The following is a 20892-nucleotide window of genomic DNA, read 5'->3' as shown; positions in this document are numbered from 1 at the left end:
TCACCCCGCCGAGGGTCAGAGGGGCTGGGCCAGGCGGTAGTACGCCGCGTTGTGCCGCACCTGGTCCGCGAACCCGCGGCGCGTGGTGTCCTCGTCGATGACCAGCAGCTCGGTGCGCGCGATGTTCGCGAACACCTCGAACGCCTCGAGGCCGGCGGCCGTCGACATGACCGTGTGGTGCGCGCCGCCCGCCGTCAGCCACGACTCGGCCGAGACCTCGAACGACGGCCGCGGCGCCCACACGGCGCGCGCCACGGGCAGGTTCGGCAGGTCGTGCGGCGGCGTGACGACGTCGACGACGTTCGCCGTGAGCCGGAACCGGTCGCGCATGTCGGCGAGCGAGACGACGACGGCGCCCTCGACGGCGTCCGCCGAGAAGACCATGCGCACCGGGTCCTCCTTGCCGCCGATGCCGAGCGGGTGGATCTCGATGCGCGGCGTCGACGTGGTGAGCGTCGGGCAGATCTCGAGCATGTGCGCGCCGAGGATCAGCTCGCGGCCCGGCGTGAGGTCGTAGGTGTAGTCCTCCATGAGGGACGCGCCACCCGGCAGGCCGAGCCCCATGACCTTGGCCGCGCGCACGAGCACCGCCGTCTTCCAGTCACCCTCGGCGCCGAAGCCGTAGCCCTGCTCCATGAGGCGCTGCACCGCGAGGCCGGGGAGCTGGCGCAGCGCGCCGAGGTCCTCGAAGTTGGTCGTGAACGCCTTGGCGCCCACGCCCTCGAGGAAGCCGCGCAGCGCGACCTCCTGGCGTGCGGCGTACCGCAGGGAGTCGTGCCGCTCGGCGCCCGCGCGCAGCTCGGGGGCGACGTCGTACCGCTCCTCGTACTCCGCGACGAGGGCGTCGATCGCGCTCTCCTCGACCGCCTCGACGGCCGCGACCAGGTCGTTCACGCCGTAGGTGTTCACCGAGACGCCGAACCGCAGCTCGGCCTCGGTCTTGTCGCCCTCGGTGACGGCGACGTTGCGCATGTTGTCGCCGAACCGGACCAGCCGGAGCTCGTGCGTCGCGGCCCAGCCGGCCGCGCCGCGCACCCAGGTGCCCACCCGGCGCGTGACGGCCGGGTTCGAGACGTGCCCCACGACCGTCGTCCGCGCGACGCCCAGGCGGGTGGCCAGGTAGGCGTACTCGCGGTCGCCGTGCGCGGCCTGGTTGAGGTTCATGAAGTCCATGTCGATGCTGTCCCACGGCAGCTCGACGTTCGCCTGGGTGTGCAGGTGCAGCAGCGGCTTGCGCAGCGCGTCCAGGCCCGCGATCCACATCTTGGCGGGGCTGAACGTGTGCATCCACGTGATCACACCCAGCACGCGGTCGTCGCCGTTGGCGTCGAGCATGGCCCGGCGGATCGCGGCGGAGTCCTTCAGCACGGGCTTCCACACCACGTTCACCGGCACGTCGGACGACGCGTCCAGCGCGCGGGCGACCTCCTGGGACTGCTCCGCCACCTGGGCGAGGGTCTCCTCGCCGTAGAGGTCCTGGCTCCCGGTGAGGAACCAGACCTCACGGTCCGCGTAGGGCTTGGTGCTCATGCCTGTCCTTCCGTGGTGGCGGGCTGCTGCCCGTAGACGTTCTGGTAGCGGTCGTAGAGGGAGTCGATGTGCTGCTGCTCGATGGGCACGGGCTCGCCGAGCTGGCGGGAGACGTGCACGGTGCGCGCGACCTCCTCGACCATCGCGGCGGCCTTGACGGCGGCCCGAGCGTCCTTGCCGATCGTGAAGGGGCCGTGGTTGCGCATGAGGACGGCGGGGCTGCGGTGCCCGCGCAGGGTCTCGACGATGCCGCGGCCGATCGAGTCGTCGCCGATGATCGCGAACGGTCCGACGGGCACGGGGCCGCCGAACTCGTCGGCCATCATCGTCAGCACGCACGGGATCTCCTCGCCGCGCGCGGCCCAGGCCGTCGCGTACGTGGAGTGCGTGTGCACGACGCCGCCCACCTCGGGCAGGTGCCGGTACACGTAGGCGTGCGCCGCGGTGTCCGACGACGGCGCGCGGGTGCCGTCCACGAGCGCGCCGTCGAGGTCGCACACGACCATGTCGGCGGGCGTCAGGGCGTCGTAGGAGACGCCGGACGGCTTGATGACGAACAGGTCCGCGCTGCCGTCGGGCACGGCGGGGTTCGGCACCCGCTGGGACACGTTGCCCGCCGTCCAGACCACCAGGCCCCAGCGCGGCAGCTCGGCGTGCAGGTCGGAGACGACGGCGCGCACGCGCGCCACCTCCTCCTGGACCTCGGGTGCGTAGTCGGTCAGGGTGGTGCCGCTCATCGGTCGCTCTCCTGCGTGTCTCGGGTGGGGAGCGCGGCGACGGCGGCCCGCTCGACCGCCAGGCCTGCCTCGTAGCGCTCCAGGAAGGCGGTGTAGCCCGCCACGTCGGCGGCGTCCGGCTCGACGACGTCGAGCTCGGCGTCGGCGAACACCTCGGCGGCCAGCCAGGTGCCCAGGTCACGGTCCGGGGCCTCGGCCCCGGCGGCGGACGCCCGGTACGCGGCCAGGACCGCGATGCCCCAGGCCCCGCCCTCGCCCGCCGTCCGGCCGACGGCGACCGGGGCGCCGAGCGCCGCGGCCAGCAGCCGCTGCGCCACGCCCTGCGTCTTGAACATGCCGCCGTGCGCGAACATGGTGTCCAGCCCCACCTGCTCCTGCGCGAGCACGCGCATGCCGAGGCTCAGGGTGCCGAACGCGCCGTACACCTGGGTGCGTGCGAAGTTGGCCAGGGTGAGGCGGCTGTCCGGCGTGCGCGTGACCAGGGGGCGCCCGGCCTCCAGGCCCGTGATCGGCTCGCCCGACAGGTAGTTGTAGGCGAGCAGCCCGCCGCCGTCGGCGTCGCCGTCCAACGCGGACCGCAGGAACGCCTCGAAGACGGCGCCCGGCTCGGCCGGGCGGCCCAGCGCGGCCGCGAACTGGCCGAACACGTCCGCCCAGGCGGCCAGCTCGCTGGCGCCGTTGTTGCAGTGCACCATCGCGACGAGGTCCCCCGCCGGGGTCGTGACGAGGTCGAGCTCCTCGTGCACGTGCTCCAGCGGGCGCTCCAGCACGACCATGGCGAAGATGCTGGTGCCGGCGCTGACGTTCCCGGTGCGGGGCGCCACCGAGCTGGTGGCGACCATGCCGGTGCCCGCGTCGCCCTCGGGCGGGCACAGCGGGATGCCCGGCCGGAGCGTGCCGGTCGGGTCGAGGAACGCCGCGCCCTCGGCCGTGAGCTCACCGGCGTCCGCGCCGGCCGGCAGGACGGCGGGGAGCAGGCCGGCGAGCGCCGGGACCCGGCCGGCCGCGCGCTCGTCGAAGGCGGCGAGCATCCGCTGGTCGTAGTCGGTGGTGGCCACGTCGATCGGGAACATGCCGGAGGCGTCGCCGACGCCGAGCACGTGCCGGCCCGTGAGCTGCCGGTGCACGTACCCGGCCAGCGTGGTCAGGTGCCGCACGCGCGGCACGTGCGGCTCCTCGTCGAGGACCGCCTGGTAGAGGTGGGCGACCGACCACCGCTGCGGGACGTTGTGCCCGAACAGCGCTGTCAGCTCGGCGGCGGCCCGCTCGGTGCTCGTGTTGCGCCAGGTGCGGAACGGCACGAGCAGCTCGCCGGCCTCGTCGAACGCGAGGTAGCCGTGCATCATGGCCGACACGCCGAGCGCCCCGACCGTGGTGAGCCGCACGCCGTACCGGCTCTCGACGTCGGCGAGCAGCGTGGCGACGGCCTCCTGCAGCCCGGTCCGGACGGCGTCGAGCGAGTACGTCCAGACGCCGTCGGCCAGCTGGTTCTCCCAGTCGTGGCTGCCGCTCGCCAGCGGGGCGTTGTCCGGACCCACCAGGCACGCCTTGATGCGGGTGGACCCGAGCTCGATGCCGAGGGCGGTGCGGCCCTGCGCTATCGCTTCCTGGAGCCCGCCGTGCGCCGCGCTGTCGTCCTGCCGCTGCACCATCGCCTGCCGCTCCGTCCTGCCCGCACCGTCGCGGGGCGTTGCTCGTACTCGATCTCGTGGATGTTAGCGCTCACACGATACCTGACTGCGCGGCTGCCACGAGTCGCCCTCGAGAACGACCTGCGGGACGGATCCGCACCGGAATCCGTCCCGCAGGTCGTTCTCGAGGAGGCCCCTCGGGCCCCTCGGCCTGTCAGCCGTTGACCGTGAAGCCCTGGTCGGTGCCGTAGGCGACGTTCTCCTCCTGCCAGGCGGCCAGGCCGTCCAGCAGCGAGCTGCGGTCGAGCCACGCCTGACCCACCGTGTCCGCGAAGATGCTGTTGGCGTACGACTGCCAGGGCAGGTACTGCCAGCCCTCGTTGACGTCGGCGGCGCCCGCGGCCAGCACCTCGTTGATCTTCTGGCCGCCGAAGTACTCGGACTCGTAGCCCAGGAACTCCTCCGACTCCAGGTGCTCGACCGTGGCCGGGAAGCCACCGGTCTCCATGAAGGCCTGGATGGACTCGTCGCTGGCGTTGAGCCACTTCAGGAAGCCCGCGGCGAGCAGCTTGTTCTCCGACGCCTCCGGGATCGACTCGGTGCTGCCGCCGTTCTCGGCGTTGGTCGGCGGGCCGTCGTAGGTCGGCATCGGGGCCACGCGCCACTTGCCGGCGCCGTCGGGCACGCCGTCCTCCAGGATGCCGGGCATCCATGCGCCCAGCGCCACCGACGCGATCGTGCCGTCGTTCAGCGCCGCGTACCACTCGTCGCTCCAGCCCGGGAGCTGGCAGAGCAGCTCGTCGTCGATGAGCGGCTGGTACATCTCGGCGAACCGGGTGGTGCCCTCGTCGGCCAGGTCGATGGTCACGGACTCGCCGTCGTTCTGGAACGGGGTACCGCCCGCCTGCCAGATCATGCTCGTCGTGAAGCCGGGGTCACCGGAGTCGTTGGCGAGGCACGTGTCGGCGTCGTGCTCCTTGATGGTGCGCGCCGCCTCGACGTACTCGTCCCACGTGGCCGGCACCTCGACCCCCGCGGCGTCGAACACCTCCTGGTTGTAGAAGAACGCCATGGGGCCGGAGTCCTGCGGCAAGCCCCAGATGCCGCCGTTCTGCGAGACCGAGCCCCAGGTCGAGGCCGTGTACAGGCTCTCGAGCTCGGCGAACCCGTACTGCGTGAGGTCCGTGAGCTGGCCGGGGAGCTGGAACTGCGGGATCGACTGGTACTCGATCTGCACCACGTCGGGCACGCCGTCACCCGCCGCGATCGCGTTCTGCAGCTTCGTGTTGGCGTCGCCGGCACCCACGGTGTCCACGAGCGTCACGTCGACGTCCGGGTACGCCTTCTCGAACTCCTCGATCTGCTTCTCGGCCTGCGGGGTCCACGTCCAGTAGGTGAGGCTGCCGCCCTCCTGGAGGGCCGCCTCGATCTCCTCGGCGCTCGCGCCCTCGCCGCCACCGCCGCCGCCGTCCCCGCCGCCCGAGCAGGCGGTGAGCGAGGCGGCGAGCAGCGCGGTCATGGCGCCGAGCGCGACACGGCGGTTGCGGGTGATGGTCATGGTCTTTCCCTCTTCCACGTCGTCGTAGTTCAGGTCTTCGAAGGTCGGGTCAGGCCTTCACGCCGCCCGCGCTCAGCCCGGACTGCCAGTACCGCTGCAGCAGGAGGAACGCGATGACGATCGGCACGATGGTCAGGAACGATCCTGTGATGACCAGGTTGAACACGGGCTGGGCCCCGATGCCGGAGGCGTCCGCGAGCCACTGGTACAGGCCCAGCGTGAGCGGGTACAGGTCCGGGTCGTTGAGCATGATGAGCGGGAGGAAGTAGTTGTTCCACGTGGCGACGATCGCGAACAGCGCCACCGTGACGATCCCCGGGGCGAGCAGCCGCAGGGAGATCGTGAAGAAGGTGCGCCACTCGCCGGAGCCGTCCACGCGCGCCGCCTCGAGGATCTCGGTGGGCACCGCCTCCGCCGAGAACACCCACATGAGGTACAGGCCGAACGGCGAGACCAGGGAGGGCAGGATGATCGCCCACACCGTGTTGGTCAGGCCCACCTGGCTGAACAGCAGGAACGTGGGGACCGCGAGCGCCGTCCCCGGCACGGCGATCGCCCCGAGGATGGTGGCGAACACCGCGTTGCGGCCGCGGAACCGGTACTTGGCGAGCCCGTAGCCGGCCGCCGTCGCGAGGATGGTCGCGCCGCCGGCGCCCACCACCACGTAGAGGAGCGTGTTGGCGAACCATCGCACGAAGATCCCGTCGTCGTGGGTGAGGACCTGCTGGATGTTGTCGAAGAGCGCGAACGGCCCGGAGAACCAGAGACCGAACGAGCTCAGCAGCTCCCCCTGGGTCTTGGTGATGCTGAAGAACATCCAGACCAGCGGCAGCAGCGAGTACACGATGAGGAAGCCCAGCAGCACCGTCAGCGTCACCGACTTGCGCGGCCGCAGGTACGAATAGCCCGCCATCACGCCTCCCTCCGGGTCCCGCGGAGCTGCACGATGTACGCGATCACGGCGGTGACCAGGCCCATCACGATGGCGACCGTGGCCGCGTAGCTCACCTGGTTGCCCACGAACGTGAGGTTGTAGGCGTAGATGTTGGGGGTGTAGTACGACGAGATCAGGGCCGGCTGGATCTCCTTGAGGATGTTGGGCTCGTTGAAGAGCTGGAAGCTGCCCAGGATCGAGAAGATCGTCGCGATCACCAGCGCCCCGCGGACCGCCGGCAGCTTGATGGAGCGCACGATGCGGAACTGGCCGGCGCCGTCGATGGCCGCCGCCTCGTAGATCTCGGTCGGCACCGTCTTGAGCGCCGAGTACAGGATCAGCATGTTGTAGCCGACGAACTCCCAGGTCACGATGTTGCCGATGGCCGTGAGGATCCATCGCTTCGTGTAGGGGTCCAGGAGCGCGAAGCCCACCAGGTCGTTGACGCTCGCCGTGAGGCCCAGCCGGTCGTCGTACATGTAGCCCCACATCAGCACGGCCACGACGCCGGGCACCGCGTAGGGCAGGAACAGGCCCACGCGGAAGAAGCTCCGGCCGTGCAGCCGGCCGCTGTCGATGGCCAGGGCCGCGACGAGCGCGAGGGCCAGCATGATCGGCACCTGCACCAGCAGGAACAGGCCCACGCGGCCCGCGCCGTCCCACAGCTTGGGGTCGGTCAGGGCGGTGACGTAGTTGGCGAACCCCGCGAACGTCGTCCCGCCCATGAGCTGGTTGCGGAACAGGCTCAGGTACATCGAGTAGACGAGCGGGGTCACGATCATCAGCGCGAACACCACGAGGAACGGCGTCACGAAGCTCCAGCCGGCCGCGGAGACGCGGCGGCTCGGTGGGCGGCGGCCTGGCACGGGCACACCCCTTCCCCCGGACGGCGTCGTCCGGACTCACCTGGACGTCGATGTCCCGGAAACACTGTCGCGCGGCACCGCACGACGACAGAATGTGAACGTGAACATCCTGTGCGCGGCGACTCTGCCATCCGCCGCGGACGGCTGTCAACGCCCTGTTCGGGACCGGCGCTACCGGCGCGGCGCCGCCGCGCTGCGGCGGACCACCAGCTCGGGTGCGATGAGCTCGGCCGCCGGGCCACCGCCGTCCACCGCCGCCAGCAGCAGCGCCACGCTGCGCCGGCCGAGGGCCACGAAGGGCTGCCGCACGGTGGTCAGCGGCGGGATGAAGTGGCCGGAGCCGTCGATGTCGTCGAACCCGACCACCGACACGTCGTCCGGCACGGACAGACCGCACTCCCAGAGGGCGCGCAGCAGCCCGAGGGCGAGCTGGTCGTTGGCCGTGAAGACCGCCGTCGGGCCGTCGCCCGCCTTGATCCGCTGCGCGAGGTCGAGGCCCACCGTGTAGCCGCTGTCCGCGGTCCAGCTCGCGACCACGGGGTCCGGCACGGGGAGGCGGTGCTCGGCGAGCACCGCGCGCCAGGCCTCCTCGCGCTCGACGGCGTCCAGCCAGTCCGGTGGTCCGGCGACGTGCAGGATGTGCCGGTGCCCGAGCTCGACGAGGTGCTCGACGGCGAGCCGCGCCCCGGCCCGCTGGTCCACGGACAGGGGGATGACCGGCACGTCGGGCCGCAGCTCGCGGGCCGCGATGAGGACGACGGGCACCGGCGCGCGGAACGACTCGACGGCGTCGGCCACGTCGGTGTGCGGCGCGATCACCACGATGCCCTCGACCGCCTGGTCCATGAAGTGCTCCAGGGCGTCGTGCAGGGTCTCGGCGTCGTAGCGGCGCAGCGTGGCGACGCTGACGTACCAGCCCTGCTCGCGCGCGGCCTCCTCGACGGCGATGAGCGTGCTCGACGGGCCGAACAGCGGCGACCCCGTGGTCACCACGCCCACCGTGGCCGACCGCGCCGTGACGAGGGCCCGCGCCGCGCTGTTGCGGCGGTAGCCGAGCTCGGCGATGGCCTCCAGCACCTTCTCGCGCGTGGCCGGGCGCACGCTGCGGTGGCCGTTGAGCACGCGGGAGACGGTCTGGTGGGACACGCCGGCGAGCGCCGCCACGTCGGCCATGGCCGGCGGCCGCGCCGTCGCGGGTCGGGAGATCGTCACCGGGAGATCATCCACCCAGCTGCACGGCCCGGTCGCGCGCGGCCGTCGCGGCGGCGAGGAACGCGGCCCGCACGCTGCCCTCGTCCAGCGCCCGCAGCGCGGCCGCCGTCGTGCCGCCCGGCGAGGTGACCTTCTCCCGCAGGAGCACGGGGTGCTCGCCCGACTCGTCCATCAGGCGGGAGGCGCCGAGCAGCGTCTGGGTCGCGAGGCGGCGGGCGACGTCGCGCGTCAGCCCGAGCAGCACGCCGGCCTCGGCGAGCGCGTCCGCCACGTAGAAGACGTAGGCGGGCCCCGAGCCGGAGATCGCCGAGACGGCGTCGAGGTCCTTCTCGGCGGCCCGCACGACCGCGCCCGTGCCGGCGAGCAGGTGCTCCACCGCGGCGAGGTGCGCCTCGGTCGCGGCCGCCCCTGGTGCGATCGCCGTGATGCCCGCACCGATCGCCGCCGGCGTGTTGGGCACGGTCCGCACGACGGGGGTCCCGGCGGGCAGGCGGTCCTCGTAGAACGACGTCGGGTGCCCGGCGGCGACCGTGACGACGACCGCCTGCGGGTCGACCGCCGGGGCGATCTCGTCGAGCAGCGCGCCGACGTCCTTGGGCTTGACGCCCACCAGGACGAGGCCCGCGCCCCGGACCGCGGCGGCGTTGTCGCTCGTCGTGGCCACCTGGTAGGTCTCGCGCAGGTGCTGGGCCTTCGTCTCGGTACGGATGGTGGCCACCACGTCGGACGCCGCCCAGCCCGCGGAGAGCGCACCCGCGAGCACCGCCTCGCCCATGTTGCCGGCGCCGAGCACCGCAAGTCGCTGGTTCACGCGGACATTGTCCCCCGCGGCGAGGTCACAGCGGGAACGCCGCGTAGAAGTCCTCCATCGCGTCGGCGGGACCGGTGGCCTGCAGCACCGCGGTGCCGTTCTGCCAGACGACGACCGCCGTGCCGGCGTCGCCGGGCACGATCGCGTAGCGGCCCACGACCTTGTTGCCGACCTTCACGTCCCCCTCCTTGTCGGCCTCGCCGGCGGCCTTGGTCCAGGCCGTGGCGGCGGTCGCGGCCTCGTCGGCCGTCGCCCACTGGCCCGCGCGGAGCGTGACCTCGCCCGGGCCACCGTCCGCGTACCCGGCGTCCCACGCCTCGAGCGCGCCCTGCTCCTTGGCCTCCTTCGCCGCCTCGAGCGAGCCGAGCGCGTACTGCAGCACCGAGGACGGCAGCGCCTTCTGGAACGCCGTCTCGTCCTCCGCGCGCTCCATCGCCTTCACGGTCGGCGTGGGCGCGGGGGCCGTGACCGTCACGGTGGGCACGGGCTCGGGCGTGCTCGCGGCGCGCCAGAACCCGGGCCAGACGAAGCCTCCGACGAGGACCGCCGCGAGCACCACGAGGAGCAGTCCGACGAGGACGACGAGGCGCCGCCTGCGGTACACGGCGGGCGACGTCTTCCTCGGCGCGACCGATGCGGTGGCACCGGTGCGCGGCGACCTCACACGCTGGTCCGACATGTCTGGCTCCCCTGGACTCCTGCCGCTGTGCTCCTGCTGCCGGGTACGGCGCGGCGGCTCAGTCGGCACCTTATGTCGCGCCACCGACATTCGCGCGGAGGCACGCGGCCTGGCCGCCCGTCCCGGTCCCGCGTGTCAGTGGTGGCACGTAGCGTGACGCCCGTGACCTCATCGACCTCCAAGCGGGCCCGGCCCGCCTACCGCTGCGCCGAGTGCGGCTGGACCACCGTGAAGTGGGTCGGCCGCTGCGGGGAGTGCCAGGCGTGGGGCACGGTCAGCGAGGACGGGGCGCCGGCCGCCGGCCCCCGCACGGCCGCCGTGTCCCCCGCCCGCGAGCCCGCGCGCCCCATCGCCGAGATCGACGTGGAGTCGGCCCGCGCCAACCCCACAGGCGTCGGGGAGCTGGACCGCGTGCTCGGCGGCGGCCTCGTGCCGGGCGCCGTCATCCTGCTGGCGGGCGAGCCGGGCGTGGGCAAGTCGACGCTCCTGCTCGCCGTCGCGAGCAACGTGGCGGACGGCGCGCTGGGGCCGGACGGCTTCGAGTCGCCGCGCACCGTGCTGTACGTGACCGGCGAGGAGTCCGCCGGCCAGGTGCGGCTGCGCGCCGAGCGCATCGGGGCGCTGTCGCCCACGCTGCTGCTCGCCGCCGAGACCGACCTCGGCACGGTGCTCGGCCACCTGGAGGCCAACCAGCCCGACATGCTCATCGTGGACTCGGTGCAGACCGTCGCGTCCGCCCAGGTGGACGGCGCCCCGGGCGGCGTCTCGCAGGTGCGGGAGGTCGCCGCGGCGCTGATCGCCGTGGCCAAGGAGCGGCAGATCCCGACGATCCTCGTCGGGCACGTGACCAAGGACGGCTCCGTGGCCGGGCCGCGCACGCTGGAGCACCTGGTCGACGTGGTCTGCCAGTTCGAGGGCGACCGGCACTCCCGGCTGCGGATGATCCGGGCGGTGAAGAACCGGTACGGGCCCACCGACGAGGTGGGCTGCTTCGACCTGTCGGAGGACGGCATCGTCGGCCTGCCCGACCCGTCCGGCCTGTTCCTGTCGCACGCCGGCTCCGGCGTGGCCGGGTCCTGCATCACCGTGACCCTGGAAGGACGACGGCCGCTCGCCGTCGAGGTCCAGGGCCTCGTGGCGCCCAGCCCGCTGAACAACCCGCGCCGCGCCACCAGCGGCGTCGACTCCAGCCGGCTCGCCATGATCCTGGCCGTGCTGCACCGGCACGGCGGGCTCCGGCTCGCGGACCAGGACGTCTACGCGTCCACGGTGGGCGGGGCGCGGATCACCGAGCCGGCGTCGGACCTCGCGGCCGCGCTCGCCCTGGTGTCGGCACGGACGGGCCGGCCCCTGCCCGGCGCGACGGTCGCCATCGGCGAGGTGGGCCTGGCCGGCGACCTGCGCCCGGTCACCGGGCTCGACCGCCGTCTGGGCGAGGCGGCACGGCTCGGTTTCGAGCACGCCGTCGTACCGCACGGCACGGGGGTCAAGGCGCCCGACGGGCTCACGCTGATCGAGGCGGCGCACATCCGGGAGGCCGTGGAGTGGGCGCAGTCGGCCGGGCAGGGGACCGACCGCGGGGGCGACGCGGCAGGCCGGCCGGGGAGCTGACGCGAGGATGGACACCGAATGACCGGTTCGTGAAACGAACGACTTGTGACCCGGCGCACAGCGTAGGATTTCTTCGTGGCCACGACCTCCTCGCACCCTGACGAGCTGCTCCGGGAGACCCTGGCCGCCGTCGCGCCCGGCACCGAGCTCCGCGACGGCCTGGAGCGCATCCTGCGCGGCCGTACCGGCGCGCTCATCGTGCTCGGCCTGGACCAGACCGTCGAGCAGATCTGCTCGGGCGGGTTCGCGCTCGACGTCGACTTCTCGGCGACGCGGCTGCGCGAGCTGTCCAAGATGGACGGTGCCGTCGTGCTCGACCGGGGCGCCACCCGCATCCGGCGCGCCGCCGTCCAGCTGCTGCCCGACCCGACCATCGAGACCACCGAGTCCGGCACCCGGCACCGCACCGCCGAGCGGGTGGCCAAGCAGACCGGCTTCCCGGTCATCTCCGTGAGCCAGTCCATGCGGATAGTGGCGCTCTACGTGGGCGGGCAGCGGCACGTCCTGGAGGACTCGGACACGATCCTCGGCCGCGCCAACCAGGCCCTCGCGACGCTCGAGCGCTACCGCGCGCGCCTCGACGAGGTGTCCGGCACGCTGTCCGCGCTGGAGATCGAGGACCTGGTCACGGTGCGCGACGTGTGCTCCGTGGTGCAGCGTCTGGAGATGGTGGGCCGTATCTCGGACGAGATCGCGGGCTACGTGATCGAGCTCGGCGTGGACGGCCGTCTGCTCGCCCTCCAGCTCGACGAGCTCATCGGCGACGTCGGCTCCGACCGCGAGTTCGTGATCCGCGACTACGTGCTGGGCCGCAAGGACCGCACGCTCGCGGACGTCCAGTCCGAGCTGTCGGACCTCACGTCCCAGCAGCTGCTGGACATGAGCCAGATCGGCCGCATCCTCGACCTGCCCGGCGGCGGTGACGCGCTCGACGCAGCCGTGGCCCCGCACGGCTACCGGCTGCTGTCGAAGGTGCCGCGCCTGCCCAGCACGACGATAGAGCGCCTCGTGGGCCACTTCAGCAGCCTGCAGAAGCTGCTCGCCGCCAGCGTGGACGACCTGATGTCGGTCGAGGGCGTCGGCGAGCAGCGCGCCCGGACCATCCGCGAGGGGCTGTCCCGGCTCGCCGAGTCGAGCATCCTCGAGCGCTACGTCTGACGGGGCCGGCCCGTCGCCGCGTGACCACCTCGGCGGGCTCGGTCAGGGGGTGGGCCCGGTCGGAGAAGCGGATGGAGACGGCGTCGGGGTGGCAGTCGGCGTCGGAGACGGCGTCGGCTCCGGGATCGTGTACGTCAGCCGCACCACGTCGCTCGCCGCGCCCTCGACCTCCGCGAGCGTGACCTGCGCCGTGTACGCGCCCGCCACGAGCCGCGGCTGCCCGGGCTCGCAGCCCGGCACGGACCGGGCGTCGGACCATCTCGCCTCGGTGACGTCGACGTCGCCCGGGCCGAGCAGCAGCAGCCGCTCCTCCTCCTGGTCCGCGCAGTCGGCCGAGGACCACACCCGTTCGGCCGTCGCCTCGCCGGCCTCCCCCTGGTAGACGGTCACGGCCAGGCTCCGGCGGGGAGCCTCCACGAGGCACTGCACCTCGCTCTCGTTGCGCACCGAGACGGTGAACCGCACCGGCACACCGGGCGTGACGGCGAGCCGGTCGGCGGCCAGGCCGACGTCCAGGTCCTCGGCCGTGCACGACGCCGCGGCGGCGTTCGGGTCCACGGGTGCCGGCGGCTCGATCTTGTCGGACACGATGGACGGCTCCGCCCGCGGCCACGTCACAGCCACCCCGGCGGCGCCGAGCGCGAGCACGACCAGCACGGCGATCGCCCGCCCGCGGCGCGGGCGCGGTGCGGCCGGCACCTCGTCCGGGCCCAGGGACCTGTCGGTTCGCTCCGGTGCACTGACCACCTGCTGATCCCCCTGGTGAAACGGTCCGGCGAGACGGCCTGACGTGCGGCGACGTCTCGCGCACCCAAAATACGACGTACCGCACCGCCCGGACGGCAGCCGCGCCGCCGAGTCGGTCACGTGTCCTGGTTCACCCCGCCGTCCCCTTCGGGCCGGGCCGCGTGCGCGGTGGGGCAGGATGGTGCCCCGTGACAGTGGTGGAGGCGGCACGGCGCAGCGAGGTGCGCTCCGTGGTCGTGGACTGGTTCGAGGGCGCCGCACGCGACCTGCCCTGGCGCGCGCCGGACCGGACGCCGTGGGGTGTGCTGGTCAGCGAGGTCATGCTGCAGCAGACGCCGGTGGTGCGCGTGGAGCCCGCCTGGCGGGCCTGGCAGGAGCAGTGGCCCACGCCCGCCGACCTCGCCCAGGCCCCGACCGCCGACGTGCTGCGCGCCTGGGGCCGCCTCGGCTACCCGCGGCGGGCGCTCCGGCTCCAGGAGTGCGCGCGGGCGGTCGTCGAGCGGCACGACGGCGTCGTCCCGCGCACCGAGGCCGAGCTGCGGGCCCTGCCCGGGGTCGGGGAGTACACGGCGGCCGCCGTGCTGGCGTTCGCCTACGGCAGGCGGTCCGTCGTGGTGGACACCAACGTGCGCCGGGTCCTGGCCCGGGCGATCGGCGGGGTGGCCCTGCCCGCGCCGTCGTACACGGCCGCCGAGCGCGCGCTGGCGACGGCCCTCGCCCCCGAGGACGACGCGGCGGCGGCGCGCTGGGCCGCCGCCTCGATGGAGCTCGGTGCGCTGGTCTGCACGGCGAAGGCGCCGCGGTGCGGCGCCTGCCCGGTCGCGGAGCTGTGCGCGTGGCGCCGGGCCGGGTCGCCCCCGGACGCGCACGCGGGCAAGCGGCGCACGCAGGCCTGGGCGGGCACCGACCGGCAGGTGCGCGGCCGGGTCATGGCACAGCTCCGGCAGGCGGACGAACCGACCCACCCCGCCGTGCTGGCCGGCCTGTGGGCCGACCGGGCCCAGCTCGACCGCGCCGTCGCCGGCCTGGTCGAGGACGGGCTGGCCGAGCAGGACGACGCGGGCCGCCTGCACCTGCCGCGGTAGCCCGCGGCGGGCCTACAGCTCCAGCAGCATCCGCGAGTTGCCGAGCGTGTTCGGCTTGACCCGGGCCAGGTCGAGGAACTCGGCCACGCCCTCGTCGTAGGAGCGCAGCAGCTCGGCGTACACCTCGGGGGTCACCGGCGTGCCGTCGATCTCGCGGAACCCGTGCGCGCCGAAGAACTCGACCTCGAAGGTCAGGCAGAACACCCGGCGGAGGCCCAGCGCACGGGCCCGCTCGACGAGCGCCTCCAGGAGCGCGTGACCCACGTGCCGGCCGCGCCAGTCGGGGTGCACGGCGAGCGTGCGCACCTCGGCGAGGTCGTCCCACATCACGTGCAGCGCCCCGCAGCCGACGGCGGGCGCGTCGGCCGGGGCGCCGGGGTCGGTCGCCACCAGGAACTCCTGCACGGCCTCGAAGTACCCGACCATCTCGTACGGCCGCAGGATGCGTTGGCGGCTGAGCGGCTCGACGAGGTCGCGGATGGTGCGCACGTCCGCGGGCAGGGCGGGCCGGATGACGGGCGCGGCGGGCGCCCCGGGTGTCGTCACGGCGCCACACTACGGCCACACCACCCGCCGGTGCGCCCGCGCCCGCCCCACGCGCGCGAGTCTTCCGTCGACCCACACCTTTCGCACGCCGAAAAGGGCAAATTGCCTGACCGAATCCCGGCGGAACGGGAAGTGAGCAAAAGAACATCCCGACACACCCCACGACACAGGGCAAAGGTCTTGCCAAGCAGCGGAATGCGTGGTGAGTTTGGCGCATGGCATCCACACGCCTGACCGCAGACGCACGGGCCCAAGCGCTGGCGGCCCTCGAGGCCAGCGTGAGCCCTTCGGCAGAGCTCGACGTGCTGGTGATCGGGGGTGGTGTCACGGGCGCGGGGACAGCGCTCGACGCGGTGACGCGCGGGTTGTCCACCGCAGTCGTCGAGGCGCAGGACTGGGCGCAGGGCACCTCCAGCCGCAGCAGCAAGCTGGTCCACGGCGGGCTCCGGTACCTGCAGATGCTCGACTTCGAGCTCGTGCACGAGGCGCTCACCGAGCGCGACCTGCTCCTGCGAGACCTCGCACCGCACCTGGTGCGACCGGTCCCGTTCCTGTATCCGCTGGAGCACCGTGTCTGGGAGCGGGCCTACGTCGGCACGGGCATCGCGCTCTACGACGTGCTCGCGACGCTCACCCCCGGCCGCCGTCCGATGCCCTTCCACCGGCACCTGAGCAAGAGCCAGATGGAGGCGAAGTTCCCCGACCTGGCGCACGACGCCGCCGTCGGAGCCGTCCAGTACTGGGACGCGTCGGTCGACGACGCCCGCCTGGTCGCCACCCTGATCCGCACCGCCGCGAGCTACGGCGCGCACGCCGCGAGCCGCACCCAGGTCGTGAGCCTGACGCAGGGTGCGACGGGCGCGGTGAACGGCGCGGTGGTGGTGGACCTGGAGACGGGCAAGGAGATCACCGTGCGGGCGCGGTCGGTCATCAACGCGACCGGCGTCTGGACCGAGGAGACCGAGGCCCTGGCCGGCTCGGAGGGCGGCCTGCGGGTGCTGGCCAGCAAGGGCGTGCACCTCGTCGTCCCTCGCGAGCGCATCCGCGGCAACGCGGGCCTGATCCTGCAGACCGAGAAGTCGGTGCTGTTCGTCATCCCCTGGAGCCGGTACTGGATCATCGGCACCACGGACACCCCGTGGGACCTCGACCCGACCCATCCGGTCGCCACGAGCGCCGACATCGACTACGTGCTCGACCACGCCAACGCCGTCCTGGCACACCCGCTGAGCCGGGAGGACATCATCGGCACCTACGCCGGGCTGCGGCCGCTGCTGCAGCCGGGCACCAAGGCGGGCACGAGCAGCGCCAAGGTGAGCCGCGAGCACACCGTCGCCTCGCCGACACCCGGCCTGACCGTGATCGCGGGCGGCAAGCTCACCACCTACCGGGTCATGGCCAAGGACGCGGTCGACTTCGCGATCGGCCAGCGGGCCGCCGCGCTGCCGTCGATCACGCACCAGATCCCGCTGACGGGCGCCGTCGGGCTGCGGGCCGTGCAGCGCCAGGCGCGCACGTGGGGCAAGCGGTTCGGCTGGTCTCCCCCGCTGCTCGACCACCTGCTGCACCGGTACGGCGCGAACCTGACCGAGATCGTCGAGCTGTGCGACGCCGACCCGTCGCTCGCCGTACCGCTCGAGCACGCCCCCGCCTACCTACGGGCCGAGGTGCACTACGCGGTGAGCCACGAGGGCGCCCTCCACCTGGAGGACGTCCTGGCGCACCGCACCCGCCTGGTCTACGAGGTGCCGGACCGCGGCACGGGCGCAGCCGAGGAGGTGGCCGCCCTCGTGGCGCCGCTGCTCGGCTGGGACGCGTCGGACACGGAGCGCGAGCTCCGGTCCTGGCAGGCCCGCATCGACGCCGAGCGCCACGCTGAGCAGGCTCCCGACGACGAGACCGCTGAACAGGCCCGCCTGACCACCCCTGACGTGGCGGCCATGCAGCCGCTCCGGAGCTGAGGAAAGACCCACACCGACCGACCGAACACGACCGCCGACGAGCTACCGCCCGCGGAGCCGCCGGGTTCACCCCCGTACGCCGACAGCGTTGTCGGCAGAAAGCGAGTCAGCGATGAACGCATTCTCGGACATCCTGGTCCCCGAGCTCCTCGGCACCATGATCCTGATCCTCGGTGGAGCCGGCGTGGTGGCCAACGCGATCCTGCCCAGGAACAAGGGGTTCAACGGCGGCTGGCTGATGATCAACTTCGGCTGGGGCCTGGCGGTCTTCGCCGGCGTGTTCGTGTCCATGCGGTCCGGCGCGCACATCAACCCGGCCGTCACGCTCGGCATCCTGTCCAGCGGCGCGGAGGAGTTCGCCGAGGGCGTGCCCGCCACGTTCGGCAACCTGCTGCTGTACTGGGTCGCCCAGCTCGTCGGCGCCTTCGTCGGCGCGGTCCTGGCGTACCTGGCCTACAAGCGGCACTTCGACCTGGACGCGGACCCGGCCGTCAAGCTCGGCGTCTTCTCCACGGGCCCGGAGATCCGCTCGTACGCGTGGAACTTCGTGACCGAGGTCATCGCGACCTTCATGCTCGTCTTCGTCATCCTGTCGTTCGCGAACTGGCCGGGCGACCTCGGCCCGCTGGCCGCCGCGCTGCTCGTGGTCGGCATCGGCGCCAGCCTCGGTGGCCCGACCGGGTACGCGATCAACCCGGCGCGCGACTTCGGCCCGCGCATCGCGCACTTCGTCCTGCCGATCCCCGGCAAGGGGTCCAGCGACTGGGGATACTCGTGGGTCCCGGTGGTCGGCCCGCTGGTGGGTGGCGCGCTCGGCGGTCTGCTCGCCGCCGCCGTCGCCTGACGCCCCGGCCACCACCCCCAGACCTCGACACAGACAAGGGAGTCAACACCGATGGCTGACTACGTACTCGCGATCGACCAGGGCACCACCAGCACCCGGGCGATCGTGTTCAACCACTCCGGGACCATCGTGTCCACCGGCCAGCTCGAGCACGACCAGATCTTCCCCAAGGCCGGCTGGGTGGAGCACAACCCGGAGCAGATCTGGGACAACACGCGTCAGGTGGTCGGCCTCGCGCTGACCAAGGCCAACCTGAACCACACCGACCTCGCCGCGGTGGGCATCACCAACCAGCGCGAGACCACCGTGGTGTGGGACAAGACCACCGGGAAGCCCGTCTACAACGCGATCGTCTGGCAGGACACCCGGACGCAGGCCATCGTCGACGAGCTGGGCGGCTCCGAGGGAGCGGACAAGTACAAGGCCGTCGTGGGCCTCCCGCTGGCCACCTACTTCTCGGGCCCCAAGGTGAAGTGGATCCTGGACAACGTCGAGGGCGCCCGCGAGGCGGCGGAGCGCGGCGACCTGCTCTTCGGCAACACGGACTCGTGGGTGCTGTGGAACATGACGGGCGGTCCCGAGGGCGGCGTGCACGTCACCGACGTGACCAACGCGTCGCGCACCATGCTCATGGACCTCGACACGCTGTCCTGGCGCGAGGACATCGCGGCGGACATGGGCATCCCGCTGTCGATGCTGCCCGAGATCCGCTCCTCCTCCGAGGTGTACGGCAACGGCCGCCCCCGCGGGATGGTGCCCGGCGTGCCCATCGCGGGCATCCTCGGCGACCAGCAGGCCGCGACGTTCGGCCAGGCGTGCTTCGACGTCGGCACCGCGAAGAACACCTACGGCACCGGCAACTTCATGCTGCTCAACACGGGCACCGAGAAGGTGCCGTCCGAGAACGGGCTGCTCACCACGGTCTGCTACAAGATCGGCGACTCCGCTCCCGTCTACGCGCTGGAGGGGTCGATCGCCGTCACGGGGTCGCTGGTGCAGTGGCTGCGCGACAACCTGGGCCTGTTCCACGACGCGCCCGACGTCGAGTGGTACGCCCGCAAGGTCGAGGACAACGGCGGGGCGTACTTCGTGCCGGCCTTCTCCGGCCTGTTCGCGCCGTACTGGCGGCCGGACGCACGCGGCGCGCTCGTAGGCCTGACGCGCTACGTCAACCGCAACCACATCGCGCGAGCGGCCCTGGAGGCGACGGCGTTCCAGACCCGCGAGGTCATGGACGCCATGAAGGCCGACTCCGGTGTGGACCTCACCGAGCTCAAGGTCGACGGCGGCATGGTCGCCAACGAGCTGCTCATGCAGTTCCAGGCCGACCAGCTCGGCGTGCCCGTGGTGCGGCCCGTGGTCGCGGAGACGACGGCGCTCGGCGCCGCCTACGCCGCGGGGATTGCCGTCGGCTTCTGGAAGGGCGAGGAGGACGTGGTCGCGAACTGGGCGGAGGACCGCCGCTGGGAGCCGTCGATGGACGAGACCGAGCGGGACCGCCTCTACCGGAGCTGGAAGAAGGCCGTGACCAAGACGTTCGACTGGGTCGACGAGGACGTCCAGTAACCCACCCGTCGCACATGTCGGACGCCCAGGTCGCCCCGGCGGCCTGGGCGTCCGGCACGTGCGGGGTCAGGGGGCCAGGAAGCGGCGGGCCGTGTCCACCAGCGTCTCGGTCTCCGCCACGACGGAGAACGCCTCCTCGGACGCCGCCCGGCCCAGGAACCCGTCGGTCAGCAGGTAGAGCCACGAGGTGATGCGGCCGGGGTCGAGGTCGGTCCGGATCTCCCCCGCCCGCTGCGCCCGTTCCACCCACGGAAGCATGAGGTCGCGCTGGGCCCGGGTGTCCTCGTCCAGCTTCTCCGCGACGTCCGGCTGCTGCATGATGCCGCCCACCGCGCGCACGAACCCGGGCATGCGGGGGTCGGCAGCGTCCTCGGCGCCGCTCCGGACGATGTCCAGGAGCACGCCGAGGGCGTCGGTGCGCCCGGCGTACCGCTCCGCGCGGTCCCGCACGTCGCCCACGCCGAGCGTCAGGATCGCCAGCAGCACGTCGCGCTTGGTCGGGAAGTAGTGGAAGAACGTGCCCGAGCCGATGCCCGCCTGCCGGCAGATCGCAGCGGTGGTCGCGCCGTCGTAGCCGTGCTGCGCGAAGACGGTCAGTGCGGCGTCGATGATGACCAGCCGGCGCGCCTCGTGCCGGGCCGGGTCAACGGTCCGTGCCACGCGCACCCTCGGTGGCCCGCCCGGTGGCCGACGCCGACCGGCGCACCTGGAGCCGGTCGTCCCGGACCCGGGCCACGAGCCCGAGCGCGTCCAGCTCCTCGTCCGCGCGCCGCCGCGCGGCGGCGTCCTTGCGCTCGGCGAGCCGACGGCGGAGCACCTCGTTCTCGCCCGCCGTGAGACCCGGTCGCCCGTCGATCCAGCGCTCGAACTCCCCCTCGTGCGGGTCGCCCTCGGACCAGGGCCAGTGGTGTGCCGTCAGCGCGTCGCGCACCCGCGCGCCGGACAGGGTGTCGACGTCGAGCCGGGCACGCAGCCCGCCGCCGGGCCGGAGCAGCACGAGGTCGTTCCCGTCGCGGAACGCGGCGCCGACGTCGGACCGCTCCACCCAGACCGCCCGCTCCTCCTGCTCGTGCTCCAGGTGGTCGCCGGCCACCGTCAGCACGGGGGCCTCGCCCACGACGACGACCGCGAGGAAGGCACCGCCGAGCAGGCCGAGGCCGCCCAGGATGCCGAGGGTCCACGGCAGCTCCAGGGTGCCGACCAGGCGTACCACGCCGGGCACCGGCAGCGGTGTGGCCCCGATGACGTCGGCCAGGCCGCGGGCGAGCGCGGGCGCGAACCAGCCCAGCACGAGGCCGACCGCGAGCGTGCCCACGCCGATCAGGACGGGGAGCGCGGCGGGCTGCCGCACCTGGGTGGAGGTCATGGACTCATTATTGGAGTAGCGACTCCAGGAAAACAAGACAACCTTCAGGG

19 protein-coding genes are annotated in these 20892 nt (G+C 72.9%); 6 read left to right on the top strand and 13 right to left on the bottom strand.

The window, feature by feature from the left end; genetic code table 11:
* Window positions 1-15 precede the first annotated feature (15 nt).
* The 9 genes from araA to APR03_RS04990 form a co-directional block, all read right to left on the bottom strand.
* Entirely contained in the window at window positions 16-1530 is a 1515-nt protein-coding gene (gene araA, locus APR03_RS05030; RefSeq protein WP_253833341.1) for an L-arabinose isomerase, read from the bottom strand.
* On the bottom strand, window positions 1527-2267 hold the full coding sequence (locus APR03_RS05025) for an L-ribulose-5-phosphate 4-epimerase (RefSeq protein WP_253833339.1): 741 nt from the start codon (window positions 2265-2267) through the stop codon (window positions 1527-1529). The genes araA and APR03_RS05025 overlap by 4 nt, the downstream gene beginning before the upstream one ends.
* Window positions 2264-3919, bottom strand: coding sequence for a xylulokinase (locus APR03_RS05020; protein WP_253833337.1), 1656 nt, complete (start codon window positions 3917-3919; stop codon window positions 2264-2266). The genes APR03_RS05025 and APR03_RS05020 overlap by 4 nt, the downstream gene beginning before the upstream one ends.
* Before the next feature lie 193 nt (window positions 3920-4112).
* Entirely contained in the window at window positions 4113-5456 is a 1344-nt protein-coding gene (locus APR03_RS05015; RefSeq protein WP_253833335.1) for an ABC transporter substrate-binding protein, read from the bottom strand.
* 49 nt (window positions 5457-5505) lie between these two features.
* Entirely contained in the window at window positions 5506-6369 is an 864-nt protein-coding gene (locus APR03_RS05010) for a carbohydrate ABC transporter permease (protein WP_253833333.1), read from the bottom strand.
* Window positions 6369-7262, bottom strand: a complete 894-nt coding sequence (locus APR03_RS05005) for a carbohydrate ABC transporter permease (RefSeq protein WP_253833331.1) — start codon at window positions 7260-7262, stop codon at window positions 6369-6371. The genes APR03_RS05010 and APR03_RS05005 overlap by 1 nt, the downstream gene beginning before the upstream one ends.
* A gap of 165 nt (window positions 7263-7427) precedes the next feature.
* On the bottom strand, window positions 7428-8429 hold the full coding sequence (locus APR03_RS05000; protein ID WP_253833478.1) for a LacI family DNA-binding transcriptional regulator: 1002 nt from the start codon (window positions 8427-8429) through the stop codon (window positions 7428-7430).
* A gap of 46 nt (window positions 8430-8475) precedes the next feature.
* Window positions 8476-9279 carry a pyrroline-5-carboxylate reductase gene (proC, locus tag APR03_RS04995; RefSeq protein WP_372494760.1) on the bottom strand — a complete coding sequence of 268 codons (804 nt, stop codon included), beginning with the start codon at window positions 9277-9279 and terminating at the stop codon, window positions 8476-8478.
* A gap of 25 nt (window positions 9280-9304) precedes the next feature.
* Entirely contained in the window at window positions 9305-9958 is a 654-nt protein-coding gene (locus tag APR03_RS04990) for a hypothetical protein (RefSeq protein WP_253833329.1), read from the bottom strand.
* A 162-nt stretch (window positions 9959-10120) separates the two neighbouring features.
* Between APR03_RS04990 and radA the strand changes: the two genes are divergently transcribed.
* Both radA and disA read left to right on the top strand, forming a co-directional pair.
* Window positions 10121-11569, top strand: a complete 1449-nt coding sequence (gene radA, locus APR03_RS04985; RefSeq protein ID WP_253833327.1) for a DNA repair protein RadA — start codon at window positions 10121-10123, stop codon at window positions 11567-11569.
* 75 nt (window positions 11570-11644) lie between these two features.
* Window positions 11645-12727 carry a DNA integrity scanning diadenylate cyclase DisA gene (disA, locus tag APR03_RS04980; protein WP_253833325.1) on the top strand — a complete coding sequence of 361 codons (1083 nt, stop codon included), beginning with the start codon at window positions 11645-11647 and terminating at the stop codon, window positions 12725-12727.
* 42 nt (window positions 12728-12769) lie between these two features.
* Here the strand turns inward: disA and APR03_RS04975 are convergent, their stop codons facing one another.
* Window positions 12770-13474: a hypothetical protein gene (locus tag APR03_RS04975; protein WP_253833322.1), complete on the bottom strand. Its 705-nt coding sequence runs from the start codon at window positions 13472-13474 to the stop codon at window positions 12770-12772.
* A 197-nt stretch (window positions 13475-13671) separates the two neighbouring features.
* On the opposite strand from APR03_RS04975, the gene APR03_RS04970 reads away from it, so the two are divergent.
* Window positions 13672-14559 carry an iron-sulfur binding domain-containing protein gene (locus APR03_RS04970; protein WP_253833475.1) on the top strand — a complete coding sequence of 296 codons (888 nt, stop codon included), beginning with the start codon at window positions 13672-13674 and terminating at the stop codon, window positions 14557-14559.
* A gap of 12 nt (window positions 14560-14571) precedes the next feature.
* Here the strand turns inward: APR03_RS04970 and APR03_RS04965 are convergent, their stop codons facing one another.
* The gene (locus APR03_RS04965) at window positions 14572-15105 is read right to left on the bottom strand and encodes an amino-acid N-acetyltransferase (RefSeq protein WP_253833320.1); all 534 of its coding nucleotides are present in this window, start codon (window positions 15103-15105) and stop codon (window positions 14572-14574) included.
* Window positions 15106-15320: 215 nt separating this feature from the next.
* Here APR03_RS04965 and APR03_RS04960 point away from each other — a divergent pair, with 215 nt between their 5' ends.
* The 3 genes from APR03_RS04960 (at window position 15321) to glpK (ending at window position 19476) form a co-directional block, all read left to right on the top strand.
* Window positions 15321-17066 (top strand): glycerol-3-phosphate dehydrogenase/oxidase, encoded by a 1746-nt coding sequence (locus APR03_RS04960; protein ID WP_253833318.1) that lies wholly within the window; start codon window positions 15321-15323, stop codon window positions 17064-17066.
* 112 nt (window positions 17067-17178) lie between these two features.
* Window positions 17179-17910: an MIP/aquaporin family protein gene (locus APR03_RS04955; protein ID WP_253833316.1), complete on the top strand. Its 732-nt coding sequence runs from the start codon at window positions 17179-17181 to the stop codon at window positions 17908-17910.
* Between the two features lie 51 nt (window positions 17911-17961).
* Entirely contained in the window at window positions 17962-19476 is a 1515-nt protein-coding gene (gene glpK / locus APR03_RS04950) for a glycerol kinase GlpK (protein ID WP_253833314.1), read from the top strand.
* A gap of 66 nt (window positions 19477-19542) precedes the next feature.
* On the opposite strand, the gene APR03_RS04945 is transcribed toward glpK, so the two are convergent.
* Window positions 19543-20136 carry a TetR/AcrR family transcriptional regulator gene (locus APR03_RS04945; RefSeq protein WP_253833312.1) on the bottom strand — a complete coding sequence of 198 codons (594 nt, stop codon included), beginning with the start codon at window positions 20134-20136 and terminating at the stop codon, window positions 19543-19545.
* Window positions 20120-20842 carry a YqeB family protein gene (locus APR03_RS04940; protein WP_253833310.1) on the bottom strand — a complete coding sequence of 241 codons (723 nt, stop codon included), beginning with the start codon at window positions 20840-20842 and terminating at the stop codon, window positions 20120-20122. Before APR03_RS04940 ends, APR03_RS04945 begins: the two co-directional genes overlap by 17 nt.
* Between the last annotated feature and the right edge of the window lie 50 nt (window positions 20843-20892).

Source organism: Promicromonospora thailandica (genome assembly GCF_024171955.1).
In the GTDB taxonomy this organism is placed as follows: Bacteria; Actinomycetota; Actinomycetes; order Actinomycetales; family Cellulomonadaceae; genus Promicromonospora; species Promicromonospora thailandica.
Note: the sequence above shows the minus strand (reverse complement) of the source record. Positions and strands in the feature narration are given on the sequence as shown.

Bases quoted from the DNA above. Each gene is read 5' to 3' on its own strand.
- APR03_RS04990 (WP_253833329.1), bottom strand. From the start codon at position 9,958: ATGTCGGACCAGCGTGTGAGGTCGCCGCGCACCGGTGCCACCGCATCG.
- APR03_RS04960 (WP_253833318.1), top strand. From the start codon at position 15,321: ATGGCATCCACACGCCTGACCGCAGACGCACGGGCCCAAGCGCTGGCG.
- APR03_RS04955 (WP_253833316.1), top strand. From the start codon at position 17,179: ATGAACGCATTCTCGGACATCCTGGTCCCCGAGCTCCTCGGCACCATG.
- glpK (WP_253833314.1), top strand. From the start codon at position 17,962: ATGGCTGACTACGTACTCGCGATCGACCAGGGCACCACCAGCACCCGG.
- APR03_RS05015 (WP_253833335.1), bottom strand. From the start codon at position 5,456: ATGACCATCACCCGCAACCGCCGTGTCGCGCTCGGCGCCATGACCGCG.
- araA (WP_253833341.1), bottom strand. From the start codon at position 1,530: ATGAGCACCAAGCCCTACGCGGACCGTGAGGTCTGGTTCCTCACCGGG.
- APR03_RS05020 (WP_253833337.1), bottom strand. From the start codon at position 3,919: ATGGTGCAGCGGCAGGACGACAGCGCGGCGCACGGCGGGCTCCAGGAA.
- APR03_RS05025 (WP_253833339.1), bottom strand. From the start codon at position 2,267: ATGAGCGGCACCACCCTGACCGACTACGCACCCGAGGTCCAGGAGGAG.
- APR03_RS04940 (WP_253833310.1), bottom strand. From the start codon at position 20,842: ATGACCTCCACCCAGGTGCGGCAGCCCGCCGCGCTCCCCGTCCTGATC.
- APR03_RS05010 (WP_253833333.1), bottom strand. From the start codon at position 6,369: ATGGCGGGCTATTCGTACCTGCGGCCGCGCAAGTCGGTGACGCTGACG.
- APR03_RS05000 (WP_253833478.1), bottom strand. From the start codon at position 8,429: ATGGCCGACGTGGCGGCGCTCGCCGGCGTGTCCCACCAGACCGTCTCC.